This window comes from Microvirgula curvata, from assembly GCF_054781615.1.
In genome coordinates this window covers 66,685-84,875 of the sequence record NZ_BAAGUB010000031.1, presented here as the reverse complement: position 1 = coordinate 84,875, position 18,191 = coordinate 66,685, and the positions used below count along the sequence as shown (strand labels likewise).

The 18,191-nt window shown below is 65.2% G+C and carries 17 protein-coding genes; 6 read left to right on the top strand and 11 right to left on the bottom strand.

Annotated elements, in window-relative coordinates:
• Positions 1-17: 17 nt before the first annotated feature.
• Entirely contained in the window at positions 18-260 is a 243-nt protein-coding gene (locus tag ACYVG8_RS13850; protein ID WP_146745115.1) for a hypothetical protein, read from the bottom strand.
• A 237-nt stretch (positions 261-497) separates the two neighbouring features.
• The gene (locus tag ACYVG8_RS13845; protein WP_199489849.1) at positions 498-704 is read right to left on the bottom strand and encodes a glycine zipper 2TM domain-containing protein; all 207 of its coding nucleotides are present in this window, start codon (positions 702-704) and stop codon (positions 498-500) included.
• Between the two features lie 759 nt (positions 705-1,463).
• Here ACYVG8_RS13845 and ACYVG8_RS13840 point away from each other — a divergent pair.
• On the top strand, positions 1,464-3,089 hold the full coding sequence (locus tag ACYVG8_RS13840; protein ID WP_107888486.1) for a methyl-accepting chemotaxis protein: 1,626 nt from the start codon (positions 1,464-1,466) through the stop codon (positions 3,087-3,089).
• A gap of 139 nt (positions 3,090-3,228) precedes the next feature.
• Here the strand turns inward: ACYVG8_RS13840 and ACYVG8_RS13835 are convergent, their stop codons facing one another.
• Genes ACYVG8_RS13835 through ACYVG8_RS13825 form a run of 3 tightly spaced genes read right to left on the bottom strand, consistent with a single transcriptional unit; the run spans position 3,229 to position 8,875 of the window.
• The gene (locus tag ACYVG8_RS13835; protein WP_460746093.1) at positions 3,229-4,683 is read right to left on the bottom strand and encodes an efflux transporter outer membrane subunit; all 1,455 of its coding nucleotides are present in this window, start codon (positions 4,681-4,683) and stop codon (positions 3,229-3,231) included.
• On the bottom strand, positions 4,676-7,753 hold the full coding sequence (locus tag ACYVG8_RS13830; protein ID WP_460746092.1) for an efflux RND transporter permease subunit: 3,078 nt from the start codon (positions 7,751-7,753) through the stop codon (positions 4,676-4,678). Before ACYVG8_RS13830 ends, ACYVG8_RS13835 begins: the two co-directional genes overlap by 8 nt.
• Positions 7,754-7,756: 3 nt before the next feature.
• The gene (locus ACYVG8_RS13825; protein WP_460746090.1) at positions 7,757-8,875 is read right to left on the bottom strand and encodes an efflux RND transporter periplasmic adaptor subunit; all 1,119 of its coding nucleotides are present in this window, start codon (positions 8,873-8,875) and stop codon (positions 7,757-7,759) included.
• Positions 8,876-8,969: 94 nt separating this feature from the next.
• Between ACYVG8_RS13825 and soxR the strand changes: the two genes are divergently transcribed.
• Positions 8,970-9,473 carry a redox-sensitive transcriptional activator SoxR gene (soxR, locus tag ACYVG8_RS13820; protein ID WP_276324994.1) on the top strand — a complete coding sequence of 168 codons (504 nt, stop codon included), beginning with the start codon at positions 8,970-8,972 and terminating at the stop codon, positions 9,471-9,473.
• Positions 9,474-9,480: 7 nt separating this feature from the next.
• Here the strand turns inward: soxR and ACYVG8_RS13815 are convergent, their stop codons facing one another.
• Entirely contained in the window at positions 9,481-9,945 is a 465-nt protein-coding gene (locus ACYVG8_RS13815) for a GNAT family N-acetyltransferase (protein ID WP_107888488.1), read from the bottom strand.
• Between the two features lie 264 nt (positions 9,946-10,209).
• On the opposite strand from ACYVG8_RS13815, the gene ACYVG8_RS13810 reads away from it, so the two are divergent.
• Complete coding sequence (locus ACYVG8_RS13810) at positions 10,210-10,599, top strand: autotransporter outer membrane beta-barrel domain-containing protein (RefSeq protein WP_460746089.1); 390 nt, start codon at positions 10,210-10,212, stop codon at positions 10,597-10,599.
• Here the strand turns inward: ACYVG8_RS13810 and ACYVG8_RS13805 are convergent.
• Complete coding sequence (locus tag ACYVG8_RS13805) at positions 10,527-11,504, bottom strand: LysR family transcriptional regulator (protein WP_460746088.1); 978 nt, start codon at positions 11,502-11,504, stop codon at positions 10,527-10,529. The two genes, ACYVG8_RS13810 and ACYVG8_RS13805, sit on opposite strands and share 73 nt — an antisense overlap.
• An 86-nt stretch (positions 11,505-11,590) precedes the next feature.
• Between ACYVG8_RS13805 and ACYVG8_RS13800 the strand changes: the two genes are divergently transcribed.
• Both ACYVG8_RS13800 and ACYVG8_RS13795 read left to right on the top strand, forming a co-directional pair.
• Positions 11,591-13,108: an MFS transporter gene (locus ACYVG8_RS13800; protein ID WP_460746086.1), complete on the top strand. Its 1,518-nt coding sequence runs from the start codon at positions 11,591-11,593 to the stop codon at positions 13,106-13,108.
• A gap of 67 nt (positions 13,109-13,175) precedes the next feature.
• Complete coding sequence (locus ACYVG8_RS13795; RefSeq protein WP_460746085.1) at positions 13,176-13,538, top strand: DUF1801 domain-containing protein; 363 nt, start codon at positions 13,176-13,178, stop codon at positions 13,536-13,538.
• Here the strand turns inward: ACYVG8_RS13795 and ACYVG8_RS13790 are convergent.
• From ACYVG8_RS13790 to bla, 3 genes are all read right to left on the bottom strand, one after another.
• On the bottom strand, positions 13,496-13,918 hold the full coding sequence (locus ACYVG8_RS13790) for a tail fiber assembly protein (RefSeq protein WP_460746084.1): 423 nt from the start codon (positions 13,916-13,918) through the stop codon (positions 13,496-13,498). The two genes, ACYVG8_RS13795 and ACYVG8_RS13790, sit on opposite strands and share 43 nt — an antisense overlap.
• A 12-nt stretch (positions 13,919-13,930) precedes the next feature.
• Positions 13,931-15,448 carry a phage tail protein gene (locus ACYVG8_RS13785; protein ID WP_460746082.1) on the bottom strand — a complete coding sequence of 506 codons (1,518 nt, stop codon included), beginning with the start codon at positions 15,446-15,448 and terminating at the stop codon, positions 13,931-13,933.
• A gap of 72 nt (positions 15,449-15,520) precedes the next feature.
• Complete coding sequence (gene bla / locus ACYVG8_RS13780) at positions 15,521-16,408, bottom strand: class A beta-lactamase (RefSeq protein ID WP_028499833.1); 888 nt, start codon at positions 16,406-16,408, stop codon at positions 15,521-15,523.
• A 105-nt stretch (positions 16,409-16,513) separates the two neighbouring features.
• Here bla and ACYVG8_RS13775 point away from each other — a divergent pair, with 105 nt between their 5' ends.
• The gene (locus tag ACYVG8_RS13775) at positions 16,514-17,386 is read left to right on the top strand and encodes a LysR substrate-binding domain-containing protein (protein ID WP_460746081.1); all 873 of its coding nucleotides are present in this window, start codon (positions 16,514-16,516) and stop codon (positions 17,384-17,386) included.
• A 20-nt stretch (positions 17,387-17,406) separates the two neighbouring features.
• On the opposite strand, the gene ACYVG8_RS13770 is transcribed toward ACYVG8_RS13775, so the two are convergent.
• Positions 17,407-18,165, bottom strand: a complete 759-nt coding sequence (locus ACYVG8_RS13770) for a sulfite exporter TauE/SafE family protein (RefSeq protein WP_233495278.1) — start codon at positions 18,163-18,165, stop codon at positions 17,407-17,409.
• Between the last annotated feature and the right edge of the window lie 26 nt (positions 18,166-18,191).

Here is an 18,191-nt window from a genome sequence, read left to right as displayed (position 1 = left end):
GGGCTGCGCCGCCCGGTTCAGACCATCGGTTCCCGCCCCAGCCTGCCAAGCAGGTGCTGCACGGTATCCCACGACGCCCCCTCGCGACGGCGCGCATCGACGATCAGCGCACCGAGCGCGATCCACTGGAAAATCTCTTCTTCGCTCAACCGCCCGGCCAGCGATTCGAGTTGCTGCGCATAAAGTGTCATCAGCCATTCCAGCCGCACCGGTGGCGTTTCAACCCGCCCCATCAGTTCGAGAATCAGCTCGGCTTTCATCAGCCCGCCCATGGCATGGTCATCAAGGAGCGGGATTACAACTGAAGCGTCAAGCCCGGACTACGACATCGGTCAAGCTTTTGCATTCTTCGTCGCGCCGGATTCCGGCCCGCAAACAAAAAAGCCTCCCATCCAGAAACGGGAGACTTCCACTGGCCGGCAAACCGGCCCGCAACTGCCCATGAGGGCGGTCACCGGCAGGCAGCGTGGCGTCGCTGCCTGCCGCGCATCATGTGGCTACTTGCCGACCTCATGCCCGACCACGCCGCCGACCGCCGCGCCGCCGATGGTGCCCAGTGCGCTGCCATTGGTCAGGACCGCACCGCCGACCGCGCCGATACCGGCGCCGACTGCCGTGCTCTTGCCCTGCTTCGACATGCCGGCGCAGCCGCCAAGGCCGAGCAGCATGGCTGCGACGACGGTACCCAGCGCAAGTTTGTTCATGGTTTTCATGGTTACACCTCTTCTGTTGAGTTTCCGGCACTGGCACCCGGCACGTCTCTCCTCTCCATCCTGAATGGATGGGCCGCCCGGGCGTCCCTGTCAGGTAGACCCCGGACGGACGGCAACGTTCCCCGAGCGCCAGTCTCCGACCCCGCGGCACGACGGTTGTGATGCCTTGCGGAGGAGTGAAACCATTACTGACACAGGCCGGAACGCGTGTCTGTGCGCTAGCGCACCGGACGTTACCATTTGTATCTGAACGGCATGCACAGCGCGGTGGCCGCAGACGGCAGCGGGACCGGACCCGCCCTCCCCGGCAGGGCCTCCAGGCAATGGTAACGGCCGTTATATTTGCACTTTCAACATTTGGCCGATTTCATGGCCATTGCTGACTGGCAATTCACTTTTGATCTTGAATGAAAATTTTGTAACACAGAATATTCAGGTAGTTAATTTCAGCTGTGCCGCTCCTAAGTTTCAAGATGCATGCTGTAGTCAGGCAGATAAAAATTGACAATCAGGCCAATAGGGACAGGGCTTTTACCAAAATACGGTCGTTATGAACGGCGCGTGACAGCGGTGAAAAAAAATATTCAGCAAACGGTTTACCAGAGCGTAACGATGCTGATAAATTAAATGTCATGCGCGTAGCGTGACACGTCAATGCCCTTCCCGCTTATTCCTTTTTCTCAGTGACTGAGCATCGGGCACTCATTGCCGGCCAGCCCCCGTCATTCCCCACTTATTGAAGGTGGCTATATGAAAATCTCGACTAAACTGTATGGCATGGCGGCGATCAGTCTCATTGGCCTGGTCGCCATGCTCGGCACGCTGTATGTGCAAATGGCAGTAGTGGATCAGCGCATCATCGATGCCACCCAGAATGCCCAGCCCTCGCTGGTCATCGCAGAAGAGGTCAAGGCCCACTACATCGAGGCGCGCCGGCAGGCCATGATCCATGCCGCCAGCCTGGATCCCGCCGACAAGAAAGAGGCAGAACAGGGTATCCAGAGCAATGTCGACACGCTGCTGAAGGACCTCAACACCTACAAGAGCACGTTGCTCATCAACGATGAGGATCGCGCCAATGTCGAGGCGACGCTGGCGGCGCTGAAGAAATGGCAGGCGTCGATGGCCGACTTCCTGGCGCTGTCCGGCAAGGGCACGGTGGAAGGGAACGCGGCTGCGCTGCAGTTCAGCAAGGACAAGATCACGCCGGTCGCCGCCGATGCCTATGCCGCCATCGACAAGCTGGTCGAGTTCAACAAGACCCTCGGTACCCAGTCCGGCCTCGATGCCGTGCAGGCCGGCCAGAACGCAAAATGGACGCTGCTGGCGCTGGGGCTGACACTGCTGGCCGTGATTACCGGTTCCAGTCTGTGGGTGGCGTTCAGCGTCAAGGCCTCGCTCGGCAAGCTCGAAGTCAAGATCGTCGCCATCACCAGCGAACGCAACCTGACCCTGCGCGTCGACGACAGCGGCACGGACGAGATCGCCCATATCGCGTCCCGCTTCAACCAGCTGCTGCAGATGCTGCAGACCAGCTTTGTCGAGCTGACCCGGATCGGTCAGGCAGTCGGCGGGCACGCCACGGCGGTCGCCGACTCGTCGGAACAGATGTCGCAGGCGGTCGAACAGGTCAGCGAATCGACCTCCAGCATGTCGGCGGCGGTCGAACAGATGACGGTCAGCGTCAACCACGTTGCCGACCGCTCGGCCCAGGCCGATGAAAGCGGCCGCGCCGCCGGCGAGGAAGCCACCCTGGGCGCCGCCGTGATCGGCGAGACCATCAGTGCCATCCGCAGCACCTCGGACAGCGTCAAGCTGGCCGCGGAGCAGATCGTCAAGCTGCAGGAAAAGACCACGTCGATCGGCGCCGTGATCGATGTGATCAAGGACATCGCCGACCAGACCAATCTGCTGGCGCTGAACGCAGCGATCGAAGCCGCCCGTGCCGGCGAAACCGGCCGCGGCTTCGCCGTGGTCGCCGACGAGGTACGCAAGCTGGCCGAACGCACCGCGATCTCGACCCAGGAAATCACCGCCACCGTGCAGTCGATGCAGGGAGACGCCAACCGGACGGTCGCCTCGATGAAGGGTGTGGTCACCCAGGTCGAAACCGGCATGAGCTCGGCCAACCAGGCGACCGAGGCCATCAACCGCATCCTCGAGCGCACCAGCGGTGCCGTCGAGCAGATTTCCGAGATTTCGTTTTCGATGCGCGAGCAGTCGCTGGCCAGCACCAGCATCGCCCAGCAGATCGAACGCGTGGCACAGATGGCCGAAGAAAGCCATTCCAGCTCGCAGAACAACTCGGCCACCGCCGCCAACCTGAACGATCAGGCGCAGCGGATGCTGACCACCATCGCCCAGTTCCAGGTATAGCGGCGAGCGCGGTCGGAATGGCTTCCTTTCAAGGAGACAGAGATGGTCATGACCCGGTTGGACGACGACACCGTGACGCGGCTCCGTGCCAGCGGCTACCATGCAAAATGTTTCATCCGGCACGGCATGGCCCTGTTTTTCATCTATCGCTGGAAGGCGGGTACGGCGACACCGCCGCCGCCGTCCACCCCCCGCCCAGCGCCCTGAACAGCGTGACCCGGTCGTTGCCGACCTGCAGGGCAGAGGCAGCGAGCCGGGCGCGGGCCTCGACATGGTCGGCCTGTGCCAGCAGCACGTCGAGATAGGCAATGGCACCTGCCCGCCAGCGCTGATCAGCCAGCCGGTATGCCCGGCCGGCACGGTCCCGCGCATCGCGCAGCGCCTCATGCTGCGACAGCGACGCGTCATAGATCGTCAGCGCCTGTTCGGTCTCCTTCAGCGCCGTCAGCACCGTGCCATCGAAGGCAGCCAGCGAGGCGGCCGTCCGGGCTTTCGCCTGCCCGACACGGCTGCGTGCTGCCATCACATTGGGAAAGTGCCAGCTGATCAAGGGCCCAAGGGCGAATGACCAGTCCTGGTTCCCTGCGTCGTTGCGCAGCCGGCTGCCCGTCGCGCCCAGGGTAATGCGCGGATACAGATCGGCAACGGCAATGCCGATCCGTGCAGTATCTGCCGCCAGCCGGTGCTCGGCCTGGCGGATGTCCGGCCGCCGGCGCAGCAACGCCGCACCGTCCCCGACCGGCATCGGGCCACGCAGCACCGGTGCCTGCAGGCATTGCGCCGCCGTCCCGGGCACGGCGGCCGGCGGACGGCCGAGCAGTGCGGCCAGCTCGAACAGCGTCGCCTGCCGCTGCCCCTGCAGCGGGGGCAGTGCCGCCCGTGCCCGCGCGGCACTGGCGCCGGCCCGTTCCACATCAAGCCGGGATGCCGAGCCTGCCTGCCATTTCTGCGTGACCAGTTCCAGACTGTGCGAAGTCAGCATCACCGACTCGCGGGCGATGGCAATCGACTCGCCGAGCGTGCAGGCCTCCACATACGCACGAGTGGTTTCCGCCACGACGGCGACCCGCGCCGCATCACGGGCGGCCGCCATGCTCCCGGCGTCGTGCTGCGCCGCCTCGATATCGCGCCGAACCCGGCCGAACAGATCGACTTCATAAGCCAGTTGCAGACCGCCGCTGTACGACCATTGCACCGGCGCCCGGCCCGGGCCGGACGATGCGGCCGCGTCACGGCCATACTGCGCGCTGCCGCTGACGGTCGTGGCCGGCCACTGCGCACTGCGTGCCTCGCGGAACATCGCCTGTGCCCGGTCGAGATTGGCCTGGGCAATGCGAAGGTCGGTGTTGGCTGCCAGCGCAGTCTGCACCAGGGCGTCCAGCGATGCGTCCTCGTACAGCCGCCACCAGTCGTCGGGCAGCTCGGCCCCGTGAGCCACGGCGCGGGTTGCCGGCGACACGAAGGCGCCGGTCGCCGCTGCCGGCACGGCCGCGGCCCGGTAGTCCGGCCCGCTGGCGCAGCCTGCCGCAGTCATGACGAGTGCAGCCAGCAGCCCGCTGCCGCTACGGCGGGAAACGATCGGACGCTCAGTCATGGGCCACCTCCGCCACGGCAAGTTCGCGCGCCCGCAGGCTGTCGTGCGCCGCCCGGTGATCCCGGGCCAGGAAGGAATAGACCGTCGGCAGGACAAACAGGGTAAACAGCGTGCCGATCAGCAGTCCCATCACCACCACGATGCCGATGGCGAACCGGCTGGCCGCACCGGCGCCGCTGGCAAACAGCAGCGGCACCAGCCCGGCCACCATCGCCGCCGTGGTCATCAGGATCGGGCGCATGCGGACGGCGGCGGACTTGCGGATCGCCGCAACCCGGTCCAGCCCCTCGTGTTTCTGGATTTCATTGGCAAAGGCAACCATCAGAATACCGTGCTTGGAGATCAGGCCGATCAGGGTGACCAGGCCGATCTGGGTGTAGATATTGAGTGTGCTGAAGCCGAGGTACAGCGGCACCAGGGCCCCGCACACCGCCAGCGGCACCGTAACCAGGATGACCAGCGGATCGCGGAACGATTCGTACTGCGCCGCCAGCACCAGAAAGATCACCACCAGCGCAAACAGGAAAGACACGGTCAGCCGGTTCCCCTCGCTGACGTACTGGCGACTGTCCGCCTGCCAGTCGATGCTGGCGCCGGCCGGAATCGGCTGGTGTTGCAGGAAATCCACCGCCTGGCCCATGGTGACGCCGGGCGCCAGCACCGCCGACAGCGTGGCCGCATTCATCTGGTTGAACTGCGGCAACCGGTTGGCTTCCGGGTGCATGTCGAAGCCCACCACGGTGGACAGCGGCAGCAGCGCCCCCGAGGCGGCGCGGACATGGAATTGCCCGAGGCTGTCCGGCGCCAGCCGCTGCGCGCGCGGCACCTGGGCGATCACGTCGTAGGAGCGGTCGTGCCAGTTGAAGCGGTTGATGTAGTTCTCGCCGACCAGGATCGCCAGCGTGTCGGCAATGGCGCTCATCGTCACTCCCATCTCGCCGGCCTTTTCGCGATCGATGCGGATCCGCGCCCCCGGGCTGTCGAAGGCCAGATCGCTGTCGACGAAGGCGAACAGACCGCTGCCCCAGGCCGCCGCCTTGATCTTTTCCATCGCGGCATACAGCACCGGAAAATCATCCGGCGAACGCAACACCATCTGCACCGGCAGGCCGCCGTTGCCGGCAGGCAGCGCCGCGCCGAGGAAGGCTGCCGCATACACACCGGTGACAGCGGCGCCGTCGGCATTCAGCCGGGTCTGGATCTGCGCCGCGCTGCGGTCGCGCGCCGACCATTCCGTCAGCAGCACCCCGCCAAAGGCATTGTTGGCGCCGTCGGTGCCATTGGTGAACCAGCTGCTCGCATACTCCGGCAGCGACTTGAACAGCTGTTCGATCTGGCCGGAATAGCGCTGGGTGTAGTCGATATTCGCGTACTGCGGCGCCCTGGCCTGGACAAAGACATAGCCCTGATCCTCGGACGGTGCCAGCTCGCGCCGGCTGCCGTTGAACAGCACGACAATGGCCACCAGCACCGCCGCGCCGACCATCAGCACCACCGGTCGCGCGGCCAGCGTCTGCCCGAGCAGCCGGTCATAGTTCCGGGTCAGCCGGCCCATGGCAGCTTCGACCCGCCGTGACAGCCGGCTTTCGCTCACTTTGGCATCGAGCAGCCAGGAACTCATCATCGGCGACAGCGTCAGCGCCACCAGCCCGGAGACAATGACCGAGCCGGCCAGCGTAAAGGCAAACTCGCGGAACAGCGCACCGGTCAGCCCGCCCATCAGCCCGATCGGCGCATAGACCGCGGCCAGGGTCAGGGTCATGGCAATGACCGGTCCGACGATCTCGCGCGCGCCGACCAGCGCCGCCCGCACCGGAGACAGCCCGTCCTCGATATGACGGTGGATGTTCTCGACCACGACAATGGCATCATCGACCACCAGGCCGATGGCCAGCACCATGGCCAGCAGCGTCAGCAGGTTCAGCGAAAAGCCGAAGGCAAGCATCAGCGCCGCCGTGCCGATCAGCGACAGCGGGATGGTCACCACCGGAATGATGACCGCGCGGAACGAGCCCAGAAACAGGAAGATGACCACGATCACGATGGCGACCGCCTCGATCAGGGTGTGGATCACCTCGTCGATCGACGCATTGACGAAATGCGCCACGTCGAACTGGTTGGACACGGTCATCCCCGGCGGGGCCACGCGCTGGATGGCCGGCAGCAGCGCCTTGACCGCCCGGACAATCTCCAGCGGGTTGCCGTCCGGCGTCGGCGAAATGCCCAGGATCACGGCCGGCCGGCCACTGCTGCTGGCGGTACTGTTGTAATTCTGGCCGCCGATTTCGAGCGTGGCGATGTCGCCGAGGCGGACCAGTCCCCCGCTCCCCTGCCTGACCACCATCTTGCGGAAATCGTCGAGGCTGGTCAGATCGGTACCGGCCGTCAGGTTGATCGCCGTGTCGCGGCCCTTCAACTGCCCCGGTGCCGCCTGCACATTATTGGCGCGCAGCGCCGCCGCCACATCCGGTGCGGTCAGCCCGCGCGCTGCCATCCGCGCCGGGTCCACCCAGATGCGCATCGCCAGCGCCTGGCCGCCGAACAGGTCGACCGAGGCCACACCGGGCACGGACGTCATCAGCGGCTGGGCCACGCGGACGGCAAAGTCGGTCATCTGCGGCACACCCAGCGTGTCGCTGGTAAAGGCCACGTACTGGATGGCCGACGCACCATCGGTCATCTTGCTGATGACCGGATCGTTGACGCCTTCCGGCAACTGGTACCTGACCTGCTGGACCTTGGCCAGAATTTCGCTCATCGCCCGGTCAGCATTGGCGTTCAGCACCAGCTTGGCCTTGATCTGGCTCTTGCCCTGGGTCGAGGTGGACGACAGGTACTCGATGCCGCTGGCCGTCGACACCGCCTGGGCGATCGGCGTGGTCACGAAGCCCTGCATCACCGCCTGGGTGGCGCCCGGGAAGCGGGTGTCGATAACGATGGTCGCGCTTTCCATGTTCGGGTACTCGCGCACCTGCAGCGAGAACAGCGCACTGCCGCCGATCAGCAGCAGCATCAGGCTGACCACCAGAGACAGGACGGGGCGGCGGATAAAGAGGTCGGTAAAGCGCATGGCTCAGTGCTCCCCCGCGCCGACCAGCCGGCTGACCCGCAGCGCGGCGCCGGGCTGAATGCGCAGCTGGCCCTCGGTCACCACCACATCGCCGGCGCGGAGCCCGCGCGTCACCACGACGTCGTCACCGATGCGCCGGCCCAGCGTGACTGCCACCCGCTCGGCGGTTCCCGCCTGCCGGGGCCGGTCGCCACGGATCGCCACCACGCTGTCACCGGCCGCCGACAGCTGGACTGCCGTCGCCGGCAGTACCAGCGCCTGGCGTTCCGGCGGCAATTGCAGGGCCGCGCTGACGTGCATGCCGGGCCGCAGCGCACCGTCGGCGTTGTCCAGCGTTGCCTGCAGCCGGAGATTGCGCGTATCGCGATCGACCCGCGGCTCGATGGCACTGACCGTGGCGACAAACGCCCGCCCCGGCCAGGCATCCGCCGCCACGCGCACCGTGGCGCCGACCCGCACCTGCGCCAGGGCGTGCTGCGGGATCGAGAAATCGACGTACAGACGGTCAATATTCGCCAGGGCGGCAATGGCATCACCGGGATTCAGGTACTGGCCAAGGTCCGCCTGGCGCACGCCAATCACGCCGGGGAATGGCGCCCGGATCTGCTTCTGCGCAATCCGCGCATCAAGCTGCTGCACACTGGCCTGCGCCTGATCCAGCTCGGCCTGATGCTGCTCCAGCAGTTCTTTCGGCTCGGCACCGGTCGGTACCAGCAGCCGCGAGCGGGCCAGCAGGGTCTGCGCCAGCCGGACCCGCGCCAGCGCGGCGGCACGATCGGCCCGCTCCGGCGCGTCATACAACTGGACCAGCAGGTCGCCGGCCGCGACCCGGGTGCCCGAGGCAAAGTGCAGACCGGTCACCCGGCCGGCGGATTCCGGAGCCAGCACCACTTCGCGCACTGCGCGCAGCGAACCGACCGCATCCAGCGCAGCGGGGGCATCGCCGGCCTGCAGCACGGTGGCGACCACGGCAACCGGTGTCGCCGGCTGCGGAGCGGACGCAGGGTGCCGCCACTGGCGCCAGCCGGACAGGCCGGCGGCAAGCAGGGCAAGGACCAGGGTGGCGCCCAGCGCGGCGCGGGAAAGGCGTGGACGGGGGGAGATATCGGGTTGATCGACCATGAATGGCTTCCGTTCGGCATAACAGTAGCCGGCACTCTATTTCCTCAACCTTGCTTGAGGTAAAGTGCCCACATACTGGAACGGGAAATTTTTCATGCCAAAGCGATCAGTGCGACGCGATCTGTCCACCGGGCCCTTCGTGCCGATGACGGCAGAAGAGTTCGCCCGCGAACTCAGTGTCGGCGAGGTTGCCGCCCGCAGCGGCATCGCCGTGTCCGCACTGCACTTCTATGAGGCCCAGGGCCTGATCACCAGCCGGCGCAATGCCAGCAACCAGCGCCGCTATCCCCGGGCGGTCCTGCGGCTGATTGCGGTGATCAAGGTGGCGCAGCGCACCGGGATTCCGCTGGCGGAAATCCGCGAACACCTGGCCTGCCTGCCGCACGACCGCCCGGTCAGCGCGGCGGACTGGGCGAAGTTGTCTGCCGGATGGCACGAAGTGCTGGATGACCGGATCGCGCGGCTGCAGCGGCTGCGCGACCAGCTCGGCACCTGTATCGGCTGCGGCTGCCTGTCGCTGACCGACTGCCCGCTGCGCAACCCGGGCGACGAGGTGTCGCGCGAAGGCGCCGGCCCGCGTCTGCTCGACCCGGGCTGAGGGTGACTCAGGCCAGCGTGCGCTTCATGATGGAAACCTGCTCGCCGTCATATTCAATCGACTTGACGGCGCGCCAGCCATGCTTGCGGTACAGCGCCTGCTGGTCCGGCGTATACAGATAAATATCCTTGAAATTCTGCGCCCGGCAATAATCGACACATTTCTCGATCAGGGCGGTACCGATGCCCTTGCCGCGCGCTTCCGGGCAGGTATACACCTCACTCATCCAGTGAGTGCCTTCGCGAATTTCCTTGATTTCATGCTGCAGCACGCTGGCGGTACCGAGGAGTTTCTTTTCATCGCCGAGGGCGACAAAACAGGTTTCTCCCGTTTCCGGCTGGCTGCGCTTCAGAAAGCGCTGCCTGATTTTTTCCGGATTCGACCAGTTGGTGAAAGCTGACCATTCAGCGTGCAAATGTTTGACAATCTCCGGGATCAGATCCGGACGACTGGACAATCTGACGATTTTCATTACCTGACTGCAATCAAATTTTTATTGGAAATCTGCCGGATTATTAAAACAATAATTTAATAATCCGGAAATACATCAGCATGATACCTGAAAATAACCGGGTAAAAAAGGCCGGGCGGGCGACCCCACCGCCGGCGCGATGTTTTATCCCTTGTTCTCCGGTGTTAACCCGGGTTGCCGTTGCTCGGATTCGCTCAGTTCCAGCCGTCATTTTTTCATTACAGTCCCAGTCGCTTATACCGTTCGAATAAACCGGAACCCGACATGAACAGAATGCACCGCACCGTCTGGGTCAAGCCGTTCGGCTCCTGGGCCAACCAGGATGATCGCGACGGCGTCGCCGGCTACAAGGCCACCACCGCCCATGCCGGCATCGGCCTCGGCCGCACGCTGATGCTGCGCGAGCACACCTCGTTCACGCCGTCGGTTCGCGCCGACTACACCTGGATCCGCGACCAGCCCTACACCGAGAGCGGCGCCGATGCGCTTCTGTCGACGTTCTCGGCACAGGTCCCGAACCATCCGGAGTGGATGGATGCCCAATACCGGCTGCCCGCCGCCGACGTGCGGCAGCGCACCGGCTATCCGGAAGACCTGCCACTGCGGCAAGCCGCCGCGGCCCGGTCGAGCGACGCCTGCAACTGCGCAGCCTGACGGCAGATCTGCTGCCGCAGGAATGCCTGCAGCGGGTCCGCCTCCAGCCCGGGATGCCACAGCAGTTCGACCCCGATGGACAGGTCCGCATCGGCGATCGGCTTCAGCTGCAGGCCGTGGCTGCGCTGGCTGACGACCTGTCCGATCACGTCGGGCAGCACCGATACCGCCGGCAGTTGCTCCAGCAAGGCGGAAATGGCCAGCAGGCTGGCCATGCTGACCAGAATCCGCCGTTGCAGGCCATGCTGGTGCAGATAGTCGTCAACCATGCTGGCGCTGTCGCCGGCATAGGACGTGTAGACATGCGGCACATCGGCCAGGTCCGCCGCGCGCAAGGTCGCCGGCAGATGCAGCCGGTCCTGGTGGTGCAGACAGACAAAACGGCTGACCAGCAGCGTTTGCCGCTGCAGCCGGGATGTCAGATGCGGGAAATAGCCGATCGCGCAGTCGATGCGCTGGCTTTCCAGCGCCTGCCCGACCTCGGCGGATGACATGGCCTGCACTTCCAGCTGCAGGCCGGGCGCGCAGTCCTGCAACTGGATGATCAGGGCCGGCAACAGGGCGACTTCCAGCAGATCCGGCATGGCCAGCCGTACCTTTGCCTGCACCGTTGCCGGATCGAAAGCCTGCGGCTGCAACAATTGCTGGCCCTGTTGCAGCCACTGCGTCAGCGGCTGCAGCAATGACGCGGCCAGCGGCGTCAGCACCATGCCCCGGCCATGGCGGTACAGCAGCGGGTCCCCGGTCCGCTGCCGCAGGCGCTTGAGAATATGGCTGACCGCCGGTTGTCCGAGGCAGAGTTTCTCCGCGCTGGCGCTGACACTGCAGGTCGTCAGCAGGGTGTGCAGCACCACCAGACTGTTCAGATCCAGCCGCCGCAACTGCACGGGATTGATATTATTCATAGTAATATATTACATGATGAGTATTGATTTTATTACTTTATCCGGACTCCCTACACTGGTGAATTCATTACTCGTCACCCGCCGGCATGTTCGACTCCCGCAGTCATTTTCAGCCTCCCCGCCGTTACCTGTTCGCCATCATGCTGGTAGCCAGTCTGGAATTCATTCAGAACGGCATGCTGAATTTCGCGGCCAGCGCCGTCATGGGCGGCATCGGCGCCGCGCCTGAAGAATTCAGCTACGCAGCCATGGCCTATGCGAGCACGGCGATTGTGGTGCTGTTCAACCACCAGCGCTGCAGTTACTGGCTGGGGCCGCGCCGGTTCGTGCAGGGCTCGCTGCTGCTGTTCGGGCTTGGCGCCGTGCTCTGCGCCTGCGCCAGCACGCCGGCGGCCTTCATTCTCGGCCGGGCGGTGCAGGGGCTGGGCGGCGCGGTGTTTTTTACCGCCGCGCGGGTCGAAGTCGACCGGCTGCAGGACAAACGCAAGATACTCGGCCTGCTGTGCTTTGGTTATGCGCTGATGCTGGGTTCCGCGTTCGGCCCCCTGCTCGGCAGTCAGGCGCTGCGCCATCTGGACTGGCGCTGGATCTTCTGGGGCATCCTGCCGTGGCTGGCCCTGGCCCTGCCGGCCACCCGTCTGCTGAGTCTGCGGGCGCGACGGCCACGCCCCTCGTCGTCCACCCCGCACGCGCTGGCCTGGCTGGCAGCGGCAGTGCTGGCATTGCAATGGCTGATCCAGCAGACACCGTATGATTTTTTCGGCCAGGCACAACAGCTGCTGATGATCCTGGCGCTGTGCGGCATGGCGGCACTGGTGGCGATCCGCCTGCAGGGCGGCAATGCCCGCCTGGTTTACAGCTGGCGTTCGCTGGCGCAATTGCGCTATGTGCTGGGGCTGTTTTTCTATTTCTGCTGCTATCTGCTGGTATCCGCCAACAGCTATATCCTGCCGGTCATGGTGCAGCAGGCACTGGGCTTTGATGTCCCGACTTCCGGACAGCTGCTCTCGGTCAGCTTTCTGGCCGGCATGCTGTTCGCCACCGTTTACGCCGCCCTGCTGTTCCGGCGGCGGGCGCCCGGGCTTCGCATCATGCTGCTGATCGCCTGCGCGCTGCTGGCGGCCTATGGCCTGCTGATGACCAGCATGATCCATCCCGGCATGACGCTGTGGCAGCTGACCGCAATCCTGCTGCTGAACGGCGGCTTCATGTCGCTGTTCATCATGGCGGTGGCGCAAGGCACCTTCCGCGAGGTCCGGCCGGCGCAGTTCGCCCACGCCTACCAGACCAAGAACATCGTCCGGCAACTGGCCATTTCCATGGGCGTGGCGCTGAGCACCGTATTTCTGCAGGCACGCAATGCCCTGCACTACCAGCGACTGTCCGAAGGCTTTTCCTGGCATGCCCCGCGGTTCACGGAAGCCATGGACCACCTGCAGCAACTGCTGCCGCAGCTCGGGCAGGAACAGCGGCTGGCGCTGCTGGTCGGCGAGCTGGTGCAACAGGCGATGCTGCTGTCCTGTCAGGATTTTTTCCGGCTCGAAACCGGCGTGGCGGCCGTTCTGGTGCTGATCATCCTGCTGCAGCGGACATTCCGGGAATGAGCCGGGCCTCGGCAAGGGCACCAGCGCCCGTTTATGATGCGCGGATGCCATCGACCCCGGGCCACTCATGAACACCGACAGAATCCAGACCCTGCTGCAGGACATCTGCCTCGTCAGCGAGCGCAACCACGCCATCGTGCAGCAGGTCAGGCGCCTCGCCCTCGCCGCGGGCGACGGGGTGAGCGAGGAGGTCAAGTATGGCGGCATCCTGTTTTCCACTACCCGCTCGTTCTGCGGCGTGTTCTCGTATGCGAACCACGTCACGCTGGAATTCAGCGCCGGCGCTTCGCTGCCGGACCCGTTCCAAATGCTGGAGGGACAGGGGAAACTGCGCCGCCATATCAAGCTGCAACAGCTGGAAGATATGGCGGACAGGCATGTCGCGGACTATATCGCGCTGGCTTGCGCGGCGGCCTCGTCCGCCGCATAGCCTGCCGGCAGTACCGGCCAGTCGATTGCCTGCGGAAAGGCCGGCTGCAGCGGCAGGTCGCGCAGTGCCTGGCGATAGGCACGGACTTCGGCCAGTTGCGCGGTGCTGACCGGGTAGTCCGGCATCAGCAGGTAGTCGGTCGCGGTGATCAGGGCATCGCGACGGGCGCGGGCGGCGTCAGCCAGCGCATTGTCATCCGGTGCCGGGGTATCGCGCAGCACCGGGTGGCCATGTTCGTCGGCCTCGATGCGCTGGCCGGCGGATTGGCCGGTGAACAGGGTGGCGTGCTCGGCGGTGGTGATTTCGATGGCATCTGTGGGGATAGTATCGCCGTGGATTTCGCGGTCGTAGAAACCGCCAGTTTGTGCAGAATAAAACATCGTCACTTCTCCTTAATATCCAATCGCAACCCAGTCAACAACCGATGTCGCCCTTGCCCCCGTCGACGAAACAAAGATCGATATGCCCATCCCCGTCAGGTTATGCGCCCCAATTGACGCCAGTAAACTAATGGCTCCTGTGCCCTGCCTCACCGTCGCGGTGCGGCTTTGGCACGCCGTCGGAAATGCGACAGGGAAAGTGATGGAAGAATCAGCGGCGGAGGTCGTTGTCAACGTTCCCCACTGCAGGATCAGCCCGCCAGGCAGCCGCTGATAACCACCAGTAGTCAGAGACTGGTTTGCCCCTTGAAACGCGGCATACGGCACCTTGTCCGCCCCCAGCTTGCTGACCTCGGTCGCCAGTTGCGCCGCATCGGCCGCACCGGGATTGACCACCGCACCGAACAGGCGAATGACCCAGCAGCCGGTGACGTTGAGTGGGCGGGTTTCGGCGCCGCCAACTGCAGCAGTCAGGGTCGTTTCACCATTAAACGTCGTTGCATACGCTGCACCAGTTCGCGTGATGCCGGATTTTCCGAATGCAGGGAAATTGGTCAGCAAAAAATTTGATGTATCCACGGTTTCATGCTTATGGCTCTTGAGCTCATCCCCCTGAATCACCCCATCAGCCCCAGCCGACAGCTCCCCATCCCCGCGCATGAACACCGCGCCCAAGCTCCCCGCCGACTTGCCGTTGTAATCCGGCAACCGGAACGTGCCCGCCCCATCCCCCGCCGTGAACTTGCCGCGCTCGGTCGGCGTGGCCAGCCACGCGGCATCGGTCGCGACCGGTACATTGCCGGCGGCGATGCCGGCCCAGGCGTCCGGGTACAGGCTGCGCGCCAGGGTCTGACCGTCGGCCGGCGCATAGCCGGCCGGAATGGCGGTGCGGTTCGGGCACCACAGTGGAAACAGCAGCGGCAGACCCGCAGCCTGGTCGCTGGCCCTGGCGAAGTACGCGGCCGGGTGCCCGTCCAGCGCGGCGCTGTCGCGCGCCTTGTCGTCCCGGCCGAGGAACAGCGCCTTCAGCGCCTGCAGCCACTGGTTTTTCTGCGCCGGCTCCGGCTGCATGCCGGCAGCGGCCAGCAGCGTGATCGCCTCGGTCTGCAGGTCCTGGATGCCCGACTGCACATCGTTCAGGTGCGCAGAGGTCACGATGGTGCCCATCTCGCCGGTAAACGGATTGCCGTCGTGGAACAGGCCGTCCGGTGAGTCAATCGAGGGCATTCGGTCTTGCATGGTCAGCTCCTGGTTGCGAACAAGGTGTTCAGTTGCAGCAGTGTGCAACCCGGGCGGTGAAGCTAACCATGGGCAGGATTTCAGTGACTTTGCCCTCCGCGGCGGTCTTGCCGTGCCGTCTTGCGCCAGCATTGACGGGATAACGCCCCGCGTTATATTCCACGCATGGCGATCCACAACTTCATCGACAAGGAGACCGGCAAGATCTGGCTCGGCGAGATCTCCCGACAGCTGCCGGCGGAAATCCAGAACGTGGCTCGTCGAGAGCTGCGGATGCTCAACAATGCCCATGCGCTTGACGACCTGCGCATTCCGCCAGCAAAGTCCCTCCCTCTTTGTGCCGGGCCTTCAGGGGCGGTTCGGTCAGTGCGGCAGTGTATCCACCAGCGCCCGGGTGATGTCGGCCATGGCGGCATTGCGCGCCGCCACCGATGCCCCGGTTCCGGTGATAAAGATGGCCAGCACGACCGGCTTCCGGCCGGCAGGCCAGATCACCGCGACATCATTCATGCTGCCATTGGCCCCGGAGCCGGTTTTGTCGCCGACACGCCAGCCGGCCGGCAGGCCGGCGCGGATCTTCGCATCACCGGTCCGGTTCGCAACCAGCCAGTCGGTCAGCTGACGGCGCGAGGCGGGAGACAGCGTCTGTCCCAGCACCAGTTGCTTCAGCGAGCCGGCCATGGCGACCGGCATTGTCGTATCGCGCTCGTCACCGGGGCGGGCTTCGTTCAGCGTGGGCTCGTTGCGGTCCAGCCGGGTCTTGCTGTCGCCCAGTGAACGCAGGAAAGCCGTCACCCGTGCCGGGCCACCGACTCGCTCAAGCACGAGATTGGCGGCGGTATTGTCACTCTGGGTGATCGCCGCCTCGCACAGCTCGCCCAGGCTCATGCCGGCCTTGCCCACATGCTTCCCGGCTACGGGAGCATGTTCAAGCAGATCGTCCGGCCGGATTTCAATGCGCCGGTCCAGCATTTCCCGGCCCTGATCGACCTGCGACAGCAGCAGCGAGCACAGCAGCGGCTTGAAGGTGCTCATCATCGGAAAACGCTCATTGCCCCGGTACGCCCACTCGCGGCCGGTCCCGGTGTCAATGACGGCGACCCCCAGCCGCGCATTGAGCGACTGCTCGATGGCGGCCACTCGGGTTGTCAGCGGATCGTCCGCCGCCAGGGTGTTGCCCGGCAGGGCGGCGGCGCTGGCCGCGAGGGAAAAAACCACGGCTGCCAGCCGGTTTCGGCAAACCAGATTCATCGGTCATGTCCTTTAATTATTTGGGCAAGCGCATCGTATACACGGTGGATGGTGGCGACAAACGATGATATTTTGCCCCTGACATCAATAAAATCTGGCCTCAGCATGGATCGCCCTCACCTGCCGCTCAATGCCCTCCGCGCTTTCGAGGCCTCGGCGCGGCACTGCAGCTTTACCAAAGCGGCGATCGAACTGTGCGTGACCCAGGCAGCAGTCAGCTATCAGGTCAAGAAGCTGGAGGAGCAGCTCAATGTCCGGTTGTTCAAACGGTTGCCCCGGGGGCTGATGATCACCCAGGAGGGCGAAAGCCTGCTGCCGGTGCTGCAGGACAGCTTCGACCGGATGGCCGGGGTGCTGGACCGCTTCCAGGGCGGCCGGTTCCGGGAAGTGCTGAGCGTGGGTGCCGTCGGCACCTTTGCCGCCGGCTGGCTGTTTCCACGGCTGGCGGACTTCCGCGAACGCCATCCGCTTGTCGACCTCCGGCTGTCCACCCACAACAACCGGGTGGATATCGCCGCCGAAGGGCTGGATTTCGCCATCCGTTTTGGCGATGGGGCCTGGCACGGCACGGCGGCGGCAAAACTGTGCGAGGCGCCGTTCTCGGTGCTGTGCGCGCCGGACATGGCGCAGGGTCTGCGGACGCCGCAGGACGTGATCGGCAAGACCCTGCTGCGCTCCTACCGGCCGGAAGAATGGACGCGCTGGTTCGAGGCCGCCGGTCTGCCGCTGCCGGTACCGCCGCACAAGCAGGTGGTGTTCGACTCCTCACTGACCATGATGGATGCGGTCCTGCAGGGGGTCGGCCTTGCCCTGGCCCCCGCGCTGATGTTCCGGCGCCATCTGGCCGGCGGCAGCATCTGCCAGCCGTTCGACCTCAGCGTCAGCATGGGCAGTTACTGGCTGACCCATCTGAAGTCCCGTACCCCGACCCCCGCCATGGAGGCGTTCCGCGACTGGCTGATGGCCACGACCCGCTAGCGGCCCGGCACCCCCGGGTCTCAGGACTGCCCGATCATCAGCAGCGCCGTCAGCAGCAGCATCAGCGCAAATGACTGCTTGAGCCGCCGTTCCGGCACGCGGTGCGCCAGCGCCACGCCCCACGATACGGTAGCCATGCCGCCGGCCGCCAGCGCGGCCCCCAGCCGCCAGTCCACATGCTGCGCCCGACCGTAGGTGGCCAGGGCGACCAGCGCGCCCGGTACCACCAGTGCCAGGGCCAGCCCCTGCGCCACCGCCTGGCGCTTGCCGAAACCGCGCACCAGAATCGGCGCGGCCACGATGCCGGCGCCGACGCTGAACAGGCCGGCGAACAGGCCACCAACCACGCCGACGGCCGGCAGATAGCGTTCGTTCCAGTGCGCCCCCGGGCTGGCGTTGCCGGCACGCGGCCGGCTGGTCCAGAGAAAATACGCCGCCAGCCACAGCAGGAAGACGGCAAACGCCAGCTTCAGTAGCCGGGCATCCAGCGCCACAGCCAGCCGCGCGGCCGGATAGGTGGACAGGATGGAGGTCAGCCCGATGGCCAGCGCCGTGCGCAGCGGAAACGGGTTGCGCTGGCGGTAGCGCCAGAAGGCGATCAGTACATTGGGCACCATCATCACCAGCGCCGTGCCCTGGGCCAGTTGCTGGTCCATGCCGTACAGCAGCACCAGTACCGGGATGGCCAGAATGCCGCCGCCGATGCCCAGCAATCCGCCCAGTGCGCCCAGTGCCGCCCCCAGCAGCAGGGCCAGACCCAGTGTCATGATCAGCGCCATCGTCATCGCCTGCATTTTCCCGGAAA